This window comes from Bovifimicola ammoniilytica, from assembly GCF_025567085.1.
GTDB classification, from domain to species: domain Bacteria; phylum Bacillota; class Clostridia; order Lachnospirales; family Lachnospiraceae; genus Bovifimicola; species Bovifimicola ammoniilytica.
The window spans coordinates 44,550-56,851 of the sequence record NZ_JAOQJN010000008.1 but is presented as its reverse complement, the minus strand read 5'-3'; the positions used below and the strand labels follow the sequence as shown (position 1 = coordinate 56,851).

Annotated in this window: 12 protein-coding genes; 11 read left to right on the top strand and 1 reads right to left on the bottom strand. The window is 32.4% G+C overall.

All coding sequences use genetic code 11. From position 1 onward, the window contains the following. Nucleotides 1-28: 28 nt before the first annotated feature. The 4 genes from atpG (at nt 29) to OCV48_RS10880 (ending at nt 3,949) form a co-directional block, all read left to right on the top strand. On the top strand, nt 29-889 hold the full coding sequence (atpG, locus tag OCV48_RS10895) for an ATP synthase F1 subunit gamma (RefSeq protein ID WP_021982239.1): 861 nt from the start codon (nt 29-31) through the stop codon (nt 887-889). 107 nt (nt 890-996) lie between these two features. Then, nucleotides 997-2,403: a F0F1 ATP synthase subunit beta gene (gene atpD, locus OCV48_RS10890; RefSeq protein WP_021982240.1), complete on the top strand. Its 1,407-nt coding sequence runs from the start codon at nt 997-999 to the stop codon at nt 2,401-2,403. 29 nt (nt 2,404-2,432) lie between these two features. Next, nucleotides 2,433-2,840 carry an ATP synthase F1 subunit epsilon gene (gene atpC, locus OCV48_RS10885; protein ID WP_021982241.1) on the top strand — a complete coding sequence of 136 codons (408 nt, stop codon included), beginning with the start codon at nt 2,433-2,435 and terminating at the stop codon, nt 2,838-2,840. A gap of 143 nt (nt 2,841-2,983) precedes the next feature. After that, nucleotides 2,984-3,949 (top strand): YwmB family TATA-box binding protein, encoded by a 966-nt coding sequence (locus OCV48_RS10880; RefSeq protein ID WP_147591928.1) that lies wholly within the window; start codon nt 2,984-2,986, stop codon nt 3,947-3,949. 29 nt (nt 3,950-3,978) lie between these two features. Here the strand turns inward: OCV48_RS10880 and OCV48_RS10875 are convergent, their stop codons facing one another. Beyond that, nucleotides 3,979-5,097, bottom strand: a complete 1,119-nt coding sequence (locus OCV48_RS10875; protein ID WP_147591927.1) for a glycoside hydrolase family protein — start codon at nt 5,095-5,097, stop codon at nt 3,979-3,981. Between the two features lie 549 nt (nt 5,098-5,646). On the opposite strand from OCV48_RS10875, the gene tadA reads away from it, so the two are divergent. The 7 genes from tadA (at nt 5,647) to OCV48_RS10840 (ending at nt 12,301) form a co-directional block, all read left to right on the top strand. After that, on the top strand, nt 5,647-6,135 hold the full coding sequence (gene tadA / locus OCV48_RS10870) for a tRNA adenosine(34) deaminase TadA (protein WP_021982244.1): 489 nt from the start codon (nt 5,647-5,649) through the stop codon (nt 6,133-6,135). A gap of 376 nt (nt 6,136-6,511) precedes the next feature. Further along, a complete protein-coding gene (locus OCV48_RS10865; RefSeq protein WP_147591926.1) occupies nt 6,512-7,111 on the top strand; it encodes a hypothetical protein in 600 nt (199 codons plus the stop codon). Between the two features lie 315 nt (nt 7,112-7,426). Beyond that, nucleotides 7,427-8,281 (top strand): dTDP-4-dehydrorhamnose reductase, encoded by an 855-nt coding sequence (gene rfbD / locus OCV48_RS10860; protein ID WP_021982246.1) that lies wholly within the window; start codon nt 7,427-7,429, stop codon nt 8,279-8,281. An 18-nt stretch (nt 8,282-8,299) separates the two neighbouring features. Further along, nucleotides 8,300-9,133, top strand: coding sequence for an N-acetyltransferase (locus tag OCV48_RS10855; protein WP_021982247.1), 834 nt, complete (start codon nt 8,300-8,302; stop codon nt 9,131-9,133). Between the two features lie 73 nt (nt 9,134-9,206). Beyond that, nucleotides 9,207-10,361, top strand: a complete 1,155-nt coding sequence (locus tag OCV48_RS10850; protein ID WP_021982248.1) for a glycosyltransferase — start codon at nt 9,207-9,209, stop codon at nt 10,359-10,361. Next, the gene (locus OCV48_RS10845; RefSeq protein WP_262559665.1) at nt 10,354-11,349 is read left to right on the top strand and encodes a glycosyltransferase; all 996 of its coding nucleotides are present in this window, start codon (nt 10,354-10,356) and stop codon (nt 11,347-11,349) included. Before OCV48_RS10850 ends, OCV48_RS10845 begins: the two co-directional genes overlap by 8 nt. Next, nucleotides 11,318-12,301, top strand: coding sequence for a glycosyltransferase family 10 domain-containing protein (locus OCV48_RS10840; protein ID WP_021982250.1), 984 nt, complete (start codon nt 11,318-11,320; stop codon nt 12,299-12,301). Before OCV48_RS10845 ends, OCV48_RS10840 begins: the two co-directional genes overlap by 32 nt. Nucleotide 12,302: the final 1 nt, after the last annotated feature.

Here is a 12,302-nt window from a genome sequence, read left to right as displayed (position 1 = left end):
CCATACCTTAGGAAAGGTGGTGTAAATCATGGCGTCAATGAGAGATATTCAAAGACGTAAAACAAGTATTCAGAGTACTGAACAGATTACTAAAGCCATGAAGCTGGTTGCCACTGTAAAATTGCAGAAAGCAAGAGTTCGCGCAGAAAAAGCAAAACCATACTTTAATCATATGTATGAAAGTGTAACTTCTATGCTTGCACGTTCAGGAAATATTAACCATAAATATTTACGTGCAGGTGTGAGCAAGAAGAAAGCAGTTATAGTTATAACGGCTAACAGAGGCCTTGCCGGAGGATATAACAGTAATGTTACAAAGCTACTTACTAAGAATGAAGATTTTTCAGCAGACAAGGTAGTAACTTATGTAATAGGTAAAAAAGGCAGAGAGAATCTTGTAAGAAGCGGTTATGAAATTAAAGATGACTTCTCAGAAGTGGTAAATGAGCCAATGTACAGAGATGCTATGGAAATTGGCGAAAAGGTATTAGAAGCATTTGAGAATGGTGAATTCGGAGAGGTATACATTGCGTATACTACATTTAAGAATACAGTAAGCCATATACCTACAATGCTTAAGGTTCTGCCTGTTTCAGCAGAGGAAGCAGATGTTCCTAAAGAGGACAAGCTTACTTTGATGAATTATGAGCCAAATGATGAAGAAGCTCTTGATATGATTATACCAAAGTATGTAAGTAGTTTGATTTATGGTGCGCTAATCGAGGCTGTAGCCAGTGAAAATGGTGCAAGAATGGCTGCAATGGATTCTGCAACAAGTAACGCAGATGATATTATTGCAGATTTATCGTTAATGTATAACAGAGCAAGACAGAGTTCGATTACACAGGAATTAACAGAAATTATAGCTGGTGCAGAAGCCATCAGTTAATATAATAAAAATAACAGGTCATTGTAAAATTTACGATAAGCAATATAAAAATATTGTTTATGGTTGTTTACAGGAACCTGAATAAAAATGAAGTAAGGAGTGAGAGAATGGCAGAGAATAATGCAGGTAAAGAATGCATAGGTAAAATCACTCAAATTATCGGTGCTGTACTTGATATCAAATTTAGTGCCGGTAATCTTCCGGAAATATATGATGCTATTAACATAGAGACTAATAATGGAAGACTTGTTGTGGAAGTAGCACAGCATCTTGGTGATGATACAGTAAGATGTATCGCTATGGGTTCAACTGATGGACTTGTCAGAGGAATGGAAGCCGTTGCTACAGGCGCACCAATATCAGTTCCTGTAGGTGAGAATACATTGGGAAGAATGTTCAATGTACTTGGTAATCCTATAGATAATATTGATGCACCTGAGGGTGTGGAATATCTTCCAATCCATAGAAAAGCACCGGCATTTGCAGAGCAGTCAACAGAAACAGAGATACTTGAGACAGGTATCAAGGTTGTCGATTTACTTTGCCCATATCAGAAGGGTGGTAAAATCGGTCTGTTCGGTGGTGCAGGTGTTGGTAAAACTGTATTAATTCAGGAATTAATCAGAAATATTGCAACAGAACATGGTGGATACTCAGTATTTACCGGTGTTGGTGAAAGAACAAGAGAGGGTAATGACCTATATTATGAAATGAAGGAATCAGGCGTTATCAACAAGACGACGATGGTATTCGGTCAGATGAACGAGCCACCTGGAGCAAGAATGAGAGTAGGTCTTACAGGTCTTACTATGGCAGAATACTTTAGAGACCAGGGTGGTAAAGATGTGTTATTATTCATTGATAACATTTTCCGTTTCACTCAGGCGGGTTCAGAGGTTTCGGCTTTACTTGGACGTATGCCTTCAGCCGTTGGTTATCAGCCAACACTTCAGACAGAAATGGGTGCTTTACAAGAGAGAATCACATCTACAAAGAATGGTTCTATCACTTCTGTTCAGGCAGTTTATGTACCGGCAGATGACTTAACTGATCCAGCACCTGCTACAACATTTGCACATTTGGATGCTACAACAGTATTATCTCGTTCCATCGTAGAATTAGGTATTTATCCTGCTGTAGACCCTCTTGAGTCAACATCGAGAATACTTGATCCAAAGGTTGTAGGTGAAGAACATTATAAAGTAGCCAGAGGTGTACAGGAAATTCTTCAGAAATACAAAGAGTTACAGGATATTATTGCAATTCTTGGTATGGATGAATTATCAGAAGAAGATAAGCTTGTAGTTGCCAGAGCAAGAAAGGTTCAAAAATTCCTTTCACAGCCATTTAACGTCGCAGTACAGTTTACAGGTGTAGAGGGTAAATATGTACCACTTAGCGAAACTATCAGAAGTTTCAAAGAAATTCTTGAGGGCAAACATGATGATATTCCGGAAAGTTACTTCTTAAATGCAGGAAGCATCGATGATGTAGTTGCAAGAGCGCAGAAGTAATCCTTCAGTAAGAGAAAGGAATAGAATCTATGGAAGAAAAATTTTTTGAACTAGAGATTATTACGCCAGACAGACAGTTTTACGAGGGTAAAGCCTGGTTTGTGGAAATGAATACAAGTGAAGGTAATATTGGTGTATACAAAAACCATATACCACTTACATGTATACTTGCACCGGGTATTGTCAAAATATATGAAAATGATAATGATGAACCTAAGAAAGCTGTAGTACACGCAGGATTTGTGGAAATATTGCAAGATAAAATAACTGTAATGGCAGAAGTAGCAGAGTGGCCGGATGAAATTGATGCCAACCGAGCTGAAGAAGCTAGAATCAGAGCAGAAAGACGTATAAAAGAAGGCGGCGAAGGCGTTAATATAGATCGTGCTGAAGCAGCTCTCAGACGTTCGCTTGCGAGAATTGAAGCTTTAAAATAAATTAAAGACTTGTAGAGTGAAAATACAGATAATACAAAGTATACCTTGTTTGTGGTATTTCGTTTATACAATTTAATTAATTGATTAAAAACTCCCTTTATTGACGATACTTTTATAAAGTATTTAAGTAAGGGAGTTTTTTGATGAAAAAAATTATATATTTATTAGGAATAGGAATTACTGTATTATTAGTACAGTTTGCTTATGGTAAGTTAGCACCGGAGAAGTTGGTAAGTGCCAATGTTATTGCTGAAAATTCATTAGAAAAAGTTTTTAAGAACAGTAATATCCACAAAGCCGATTGCGAAATAGAGGGTTATTATTATCTGGGAGAAAAATATTATGGAGAGTCGGGAAGTCTTGAATTAATAGATAAGATAGCAGAAAGATTAGGTGTAAATTCAGAATATTATTATGATAAATATAGAACTGATGCAGGAAGTGTAGCGGTAATGAAGAAAGAGGGTAAAAGTTCAGAACTTGAACTTGAGCTTATTACAACAGAATATCAGGAAAGCCAGAATGTTATAGCACAAAGAAATTATTTATCGGTATCATTAAATATAAAAGGTTCGTTAGAAAGTGGATATTATTATAAAAATCTTATAGAAAAGACTATGAAAGAAATATGCAGAGAAGAAAATAACAGTAAAGTCAGCGGAGAAAATTTGGTAGATAATAGTAAGAAAAACAACAACAATTCCAATGTAGAAAATGTATCAGATAATAACGATAAAAATGGCAGTGAAACGAGGAGAGAAAATATAGAATCCAATATTGACGAGAATATAAATAAAGATGAAGAAATGACTGCAAATATTAGTTCGCGAAACCTTTATATGGTTATAAAAGGGAAAATATATGGTAAAATTGACAAAGAGCAGGAGAATAAAATTGCAAAAGGAATACTCAGGAGCTTTCGGGCAAAAGAAATATTTAATGGACAAAATGATGAACATATGAATGTATATGGATATACGAAAATACTACAGGATTATGTTGCGATAGGCAGTGAGAAGATAAATATAAATGTAGCATTTTCGTATAATGAACAGGAGAATATAACATATGTGTATATCGGAAGTCCGATTGTAAATTATGATTATTAATATTTGTATTAAAGGATGATATATCATATTTAATATAGTGAAATTTGTGCCAGAACCATATTCGACTGTGTCATATAATGTTCGTTATAAACGATGTATAAGGAATCATCTGATTTGAGAACATCAAATAGCAATGTACTTGAAAATTCCTTATATACTTTAGGGGAAGATGCATTTTCAAGGTTTTTATCAAAAGATTTTACAAAAATTGAAGCACCTTCATAGGAAGTTCCTTTATTAAGGTAGTCACTGCTGTAATAAAGAATAAATTTGTTCTTATAGAAGATAAGATTGCCTAATTCGTTGTCGGATTCAGCCTTACAAAGAAGTTTTGGAGAACTCCATTTAATACCATTATTATTGGAGAAAATAACCTCTAATGAGGAATTGCCTTTATCGACAACTTCACGCTCAAAGAATATATAATAAGTACCATTGACACTCATAGCTACAAGGTCTTCTATGTTGTGGTTATCTTTAATAATTGTATCCATATATGTCCAGTTGAGTAAATCTTTTGATTTGTATAAGTCGACGGAATAGATGCCATTATCTTTATCTGGGTTTGAATTATTTATCGTGCCAGTGATGGTTGTAATGGTAATAAAGTATGTATCATTAATTTTTAGAATTGTAGGATCTATAGCCATTTTATCATTTCTCATTATAATTTCATGGAAGATGATATTTAGTGAATCATCAAGCTTAAGTATTCCGACTTCCTTATTAGAATTTGCATATATAATAACGTTATCAGTGTTTTCAACACTCAGCCAGTTTAATTTAATGTCATCATATTTACAAATTCTTTGTCCGTTAAAATCAAAGATACCAAGAGTTCCGTTATCATTGCCGACAATATATTTGTTATCATAGAATTTAACATCGCCATTATGGAGACCATTTATTTTAAATAAAGTTTTACATTCCGGAGATGTAGATACCTGTTTAGGGCTATCAGGACTATCAGAGTTATCAGAACCATCTGATATAGTGGAATTAGAAATATCAGTGCCCGCAGCATCTGTTTTGACACTCCGGTCTGATTTTACACATAAATGACTATACAACGTTATCGATAATGCTGAAAAAATTGTTATTGTCAGAAGAATTAATATTAACCTTATAGAAGTTTTTGACCTACGCATATTCATACCCGCCTTAATATTTTGATTGTTAAGTAAAGAAACATATAGTAAATAGAATAATATAAATGCAATATATGTTAATAGATGTTGATATATGTAGAATATATGCTGATATTATTGTTTATTTACTAGCTAAATATATTAAAAAATATTATAATAAAATATGCAAGCAATATAATAGATTAATACAAAAATTTTACATTATTGTAATATATCGAAGGATATTGTAACAAAAAGTAATGGAATGCTAATAATTAATTGGTCAGTTAAAAGCAATTTTGATATTTTTACTTACCAGGAAATTTCGTTGAAATTGTCCTGGTAAGTAAAAAACGCTCCGCGAGGAGCGCACTGTGGTGGAGCAGAAAATATTGCTATAGCAACCCGCCGCAGGCGGAGAATGTCACAGGCGACATTCTTTATTCGGGTAATATAGAAAAGAATAAAAAGATAACAGATAGAGTTAATGAGTAAGTAGCTAACATAAATACATATCCGGAAAATGGATATTTATAATAGATAAAGTTAACGAGTAAGTGAGGATTAATAATGACGACAGAAGAACGATATATGAAGGCGGCAATTAAACAGGCGAAAAAGGCAGAAAATATAGATGAAGTGCCTATAGGCTGTGTGATTGTATATCATGGCAAAATAATTGCAAGGGGATACAACAGGCGTAACATTGATAAAAATACATTGTCACATGCGGAATTGAATGCTATAAAGAAGGCGAGTAAGAGGCTCGGAGACTGGAGGTTAGATGACTGTGAAATGTATGTCACGCTTGAACCTTGCCAGATGTGTGCAGGCGCTATTGTACAATCGAGAATAAAAAAGGTATATATCGGAAGTATGAATCCTAAGGCAGGAAGTGCAGGTTCGGTTATTAATTTGTTACAGGTCAAAGAATTTAATCACCAGGTGGAAATTGAGTCGGGGATTTTACAGGAGGAATGTAGTGAAATGTTATCAGATTTTTTTAAAAATCTGCGAAAACGTAAAAAAGATGAAAAGGACCTGGAAAAAATGCAATAAAGAAATACAATAAAGAAAAAGTATAAATAAAATAGAATATGATATTGAAAAATATGTGAAAGTTCGTTAAAATGATATATACACTTAAATTAACAGATATTGAAGATATAAATAGAATTGGAATTGCGAAATTTGAAAGTGATAAAAAGAAAGTAATTATTAAGCCAGATTGAAAAATCATCTATCTATGATTTTTTAATCTGTTATTTGTGCGTAGTAACATTAATTATGTGAATTAGGTGTATTTGCAAATGATAGGAATATGTGCAGTAAGTTTTTAATCGTTTGGAAATTTATTATATAATATACCGGAATAGAATTAGTGAACCGGTGTTTAATAACAATAATTTATAACAATACAATGTGGAGGAAAAAGATGAGATTTTTTAAAACATACACAAATGCGTGGAAGAGAAAGAATAAGAAACTCATAAAGATTCATATGAGTGATATAGAAGTTGTGGAGGAAATTCACAAGAATCTTGATAAAAGTATTCTGGATTCACTTGATAAACGGATTAAAGACATAGGCGATGATAAGGATAGAGAAATGAAATTTATGAACTATCATAGAAATACGATTGTGGTACGACCTTTGGGATATGGAAAATATGCGGTTGTATCTGGTATTGTTGGATATAATGCTCTTGTAATGCTTGGCGTTGAAAGTGCTTATGTAAGAATGGCTAATGTTAAAAGCAGGGATCAGTGGGTTTACGAAATTATCAGAGATTACACAATTCAGCCTGTAATAGATATAGATGAAATCAAACTAAATATTGCAAAGCCTGATCAGGACAGAATAAGAGAGAAGATAGCGTACTTAGTGAAGAATAAAGATTTTGATGAACCTGTGGTTATAGACAAAAAGACACTTGATGATGAAAAAGTATCTATATACAGTGGAGAATATAATGTATTAGCGGCCATTGCACTTGGAATTAAAAGTATACGTGTTATGGTCAGGGCTGATTAGAATAGTGTTATACAAGTAAGAGTGTATTGATTATTATAGGTATTTTGATATATATTAATAATATATTAATATAATGCCAGGAGCAGAATACTTATTGATTCTGACATCTTAGTACAGGTATATGGTTATCTGAAGGGAAGCGTGACAGATAATTGATAGTATTAAGAATTTAATGATTATATATAATATATAAGATAAAAAGGGTGAATTGATATTTTTAACAATTTAGGAAATTTATAGAAAAAAATATACCCCTGATATTCTGGAAAATCTAAAAATAAAAACTAAAAGCAGCGCTTCAGAATGGAGATTAAAATGAGAATTTTAGTAACAGGTGTAAAAGGTCAGTTAGGATTTGACGTTGTTAACGAATTAAAGAAGAATAATATTGAAGCAGTTGGTGTAGACATTGAAGAAATGGATATCACAGATGCAGCAGCAGTAAAGAAAGTTATTACAGAATCAAAGGTTGATGGTGTAATTCATTGTGCCGCATACACAGCAGTTGATGCCGCAGAAGATAATGAAGAAATCTGCCGTAAAATTAATGCAGGTGGAACTAAGAACATCGCAGATGTATGTAAAGAACTTGATATAAAGATGATGTATATCAGCACCGATTATGTATTTAATGGTCAGGGCGAAACACCATGGCAGCCTGATTGTAAGGATTATAAGCCTCTTAATGTATATGGACAGACAAAATTAGAGGGTGAATTAGCTGTAAGTGAAACACTTGACAAATATTTTATCGTAAGAATTGCATGGGTATTTGGCGTAAATGGCAAGAACTTCATCAAGACTATGTTAAATGTTGGAAAGACTCACGATACAGTAACAGTAGTAAATGACCAGGTAGGTACACCAACATACACATATGACCTTGCAAGACTTTTAGTAGATATGATTCAGACAGACAAATATGGATACTATCATGCAACAAACGAGGGCGGATATATTTCATGGTATGATTTTACTTGCGAAATCTATAAACAGGCAGGTTACACAACTAAGGTCGTTCCTGTAACTACAGCAGAATATGGTGTATCAAAGGCAGCAAGACCATTTAACAGTCGCTTAGATAAGAGTAAACTTGTAGAAAATGGATTCGAGCCCTTACCAACATGGCAGGATGCGTTAGCAAGATATTTGAAAGAGATTGAGTTTTAGGGAAATGGAGGTGTGGAGTTGGAACCTGGTTGTATGATTGGAAAAAATTGTATTATTTCATCTGATGCCCGAATAGGAAAAAATGTCAGAATAGGACATAATTGTATAATAGAAGATAATGTATATATAGGGGATAATTCCTATATAGATTCTAATGTAATAATTCGTGATGGAACAAGAATAGGACAAAATTCAAAAGTTGAGGCAGGTTGTATACTTGGTGAGCATTTGATGGATTTTTATAATGATTTCAGCAATCTAAATCATACACTGAACATAGGTGACAACGCACTAATAAGGAGTTATACAGTTATCTATAATGATAATAATATAGGTAATAATTTTCAGACAGGGCATCATGCTACAATCAGGGAAAAGAGTACCATAGGTGATAATGTAAGTATAGGAACATTGTCAGACATTCAGGATCATTGTGAAATTGGTAGTTATGTAAGAGTGCATAGTAAAGTATTTATGGGTCAATATACGAAAATAAGTAGCTATGTGTGGGTATTTCCTAATGTTACCTTTACTAATGATCCAACTCCGCCATCACAGGATTTTCTTGGAGTTACGGTAGGGACTTTTGCTATAATTGCAGCAGGTGCTTTATTGTTACCGGGAATTAAAGTAGAAAGGGACTCAATGATTGCAGCAGGTGCTATTGTTATAAAAAATGTAGAAGAATATACAGTTGTAGCAGGAAATCCGGCAAAAGTAATTGGAGATATTAGAAATATTAAGAATAAAGTAACTGGTGAAAATGCCTATCCATGGAGATATCATTTTGACAGAGCTATGCCATGGGAAAATGTAGGATTTGATAATTGGTATAATGGGCTGGAGATTTAAAGCGGTAGAAGTTAAGATATTTTATAAAGCATATGTAGAAAGTAGTTATTCTGTATAAAGGAGCTATAATATTATGAATGTACTTATGATGGTTTCGTGGTATACCGGATTAAATAAAGAAATTAGTGCAGGTATATTTCATTATGAGCAGATTATGAATATGAAAGAAAAATGTAATGTAGCGCTTTTCTGGCCATTTGATATAGAGCAGAAAGAGAGATGTTCGTGTGAAATTGATAGCGGAGTAAGAATATACCGTACAAGGTTTAAAGAAGGATTGAAATACAAAATTCAGCGTCTTACAGACATTTTCCTTGCCTTCAAGAGAATAAATAAGGAATTTAAACCTGATATAATACATGCGCATGTAGCGGGCAGTGCCGGAAAATATGCAATTGCATTAGGAAGGTTATTTAATATACCGGTTGTAATTACAGAACATTGTCCACTTGAATTAACCGATATTAATAATAGCAGGAGTAAGAGAATAATACATAATGTTTATAGAAAATCAAAGGCAAATTTCTGTGTGTCAGATTATTTAACAAACAAATTGAGGGAAGTATTTCCTGATTGCAAATTTCAGGTAATGTATAATGGGATAAATATAAGAAAAGATGTTATACCACTAGATGTAAGAAAAGATAGTTCTGTTAATGCGGTCATAGTAGCAGCTTTTTATAATGAATATGTAAAGGGGTATCATATATTATTGCCGGCATTAAAGAAAGTATTAGAGAATGGCAAAAATATATATTTACATATAGTTGGAGATGGAATTTATAAGAAAAAATACGAGCAAATGGCATATGAACTGGGAATACAAGACAATTGTAAATTTTATGGACAGTTATCTAAAGAGGAAACATACAAAATAATAAAAAGTATGGATTTCGCCATTTCAGCCAGCCTGACCGAATCGGCAGGAGTTTTTGTTGAGGAAAGTATGATGTTAGGCAAGCCTTTGGTTGTTACTAAATCTGGAGGGGCTGATTCTCTTGTGGATAAAGATGCCGCTATTATAGTTGAAAAGAATGATGTGACTGCACTTTCAGATGGAATAAAATATATGATAGATAATTTCTATAGATTTGATTCTAAAAAAATAACAGAATATGCAGTAGAAAAATTTGATATGGAAAATATAAATAATAAATATATAAATGTTTATAAGAGGATAATCCAGAATAAAAAAGACAAAAATGAAATGGAGAGAAACTTTGGATAATATTATTTTATCAGTCGTTGTTCCTGTGTATAATGTATCTGAATATATTGAGAAATGTGTTAAGTCTATTATAGAACAGTCATATGATAATAATATAGAAATAATACTTATAGATGATGGCTCAACAGATGGAAGTGGCTTGAAATGTGATTATTATAAAGAGCATTATAAGAATGTAATTGTACTACATAAAGAAAACGAAGGCGTAAGTATTGCAAGAAATTGTGGAGTCGCAATGGCTAGAGGAAAATATATAAGCTTTGTAGACGGGGATGATTATATAGATAGTAATACATATGCTATAGTAATGAAAATTATTATTGAGGAAGATTTAGATATAGTAGCTTATGGATTTTACGGAAATGATATAGGGGATGATGAATATTCAGATAAGTGTGAATATATTAAACAAAAAGAAGCTATTAAAATGTGTATAACAGATGATACCAATAATATGATGTGTGCATCTGTATGTAACAAAGTGTTTAATTTAGAAAGACTGAAGAAGAAATTGCGTTTTAATTGTGAATTGATGGTAGCTGAGGATATGTGTGTTACGATAGACTGTATTATGGCTACGGAAAGACTTGGTCAGATAAGAAAAAAAATGTATCATTATAGAAAGAGGGAAAGTAGTGTTAGCCATACATATAAGATAGGAAAAGCAAGTTCAGTAGATGCACATAATAAAATGATTGAAATGATTTGTGAAAAATATCCGGAATATGAGAAAATAATAAGAAAACGCTCAGCATGGCAAAGCTATCAATTGCTCAAACAGGCTATAAGGACAAATGGTACTGATAAAGATATAAAAATACTTTTGAGTGACATATATAAAAATAAAAAATTATTAGAAATATCCATAATGGAGAAAATAGTAATAGATTTTATAAGAATACCATTATGCAGGCCAGTTATACGTTATGCATTGAATAAGAGAGAGGTAAGACGTAATGAGAAGTTATATAAGAAAATGCATAAATGATATGCATATTAAAAAGAAAAATAAGGAAAATGAAAAATATAGTGGTTTCACTAATATAGAAGAACCTGAATTATATAATGCTAATGGTGAGCAAATGAATGTATGGTATTTAAGAGATAATCAGTCTTGGACATATCCGTATAGTTTCACTTATGGAAGAATGCCTTTACATTTATTCTGGGACCGATATTCATTCAGATTACCAATACATGTTTATAGTCATAATTATATAACTGAGACTAAAGGAAATCCGCAAAAAAAATATGCATATTTAATAGAATCTGAGGCTATTTTTCCGGGAGACTACGAAATTTTTGACAGAAATCCGGGATTAAGTAATGAATTTGATAAAATATTTACTCATTCAGCTAAGATATTAAATAATTATAGCAATGCAATATATGTACCGGCAGCAGGAGTTTATTATGGAACCAAACATGGTGGTGGACAATTAGATGAAAAATTATATTTAAAAAAAGACAGGAATATTTCAATTGTGTCATCGGATAAGAATATGTGTCATTTGCATAAAGTAAGAATGGAAATTGCAAGATATTTGAAAAATACGGGAAAAGGTGATGTTTTTGGAACTTTTGATGGTGGTAAAAATATAAAAATAGCAGAATCGTTAACAAATTACAGATATAGTTTTGCTATTGAAAATAATATAAATGAATTTTATTTTACAGAGAAATTATTAAATTGTTTTGCATCAATGACGATTCCAATATACTTAGGAGCAGAAAAAATAGATAAATTTTTTAATAAAGATGGTATTATTATTATTAAAGAAAAAGATTTAGAGAATATAGATAATATAATTGATAAATGCAATAAAGCAGATTACGAAGACAGAAAGGAAGCAATACTTGATAATTTTGAGAGAGTAAAGAAATATCTTTGTGTGGAAGATTTTTTATATGAAACATATCCTGAATTATTTAGTAGATAGA

Coding starts and splice junctions, on each gene's coding strand:
- atpG (WP_021982239.1), top strand. CDS start 29: ATGGCGTCAATGAGAGATATTCAAAGACGTAAAACAAGTATTCAGAGT.
- atpD (WP_021982240.1), top strand. CDS start 997: ATGGCAGAGAATAATGCAGGTAAAGAATGCATAGGTAAAATCACTCAA.
- atpC (WP_021982241.1), top strand. CDS start 2,433: ATGGAAGAAAAATTTTTTGAACTAGAGATTATTACGCCAGACAGACAG.
- OCV48_RS10880 (WP_147591928.1), top strand. CDS start 2,984: ATGAAAAAAATTATATATTTATTAGGAATAGGAATTACTGTATTATTA.
- OCV48_RS10875 (WP_147591927.1), bottom strand. CDS start 5,097: ATGCGTAGGTCAAAAACTTCTATAAGGTTAATATTAATTCTTCTGACA.
- tadA (WP_021982244.1), top strand. CDS start 5,647: ATGACGACAGAAGAACGATATATGAAGGCGGCAATTAAACAGGCGAAA.
- OCV48_RS10865 (WP_147591926.1), top strand. CDS start 6,512: ATGAGATTTTTTAAAACATACACAAATGCGTGGAAGAGAAAGAATAAG.
- rfbD (WP_021982246.1), top strand. CDS start 7,427: ATGAGAATTTTAGTAACAGGTGTAAAAGGTCAGTTAGGATTTGACGTT.
- OCV48_RS10850 (WP_021982248.1), top strand. CDS start 9,207: ATGAATGTACTTATGATGGTTTCGTGGTATACCGGATTAAATAAAGAA.
- OCV48_RS10840 (WP_021982250.1), top strand. CDS start 11,318: ATGAGAAGTTATATAAGAAAATGCATAAATGATATGCATATTAAAAAG.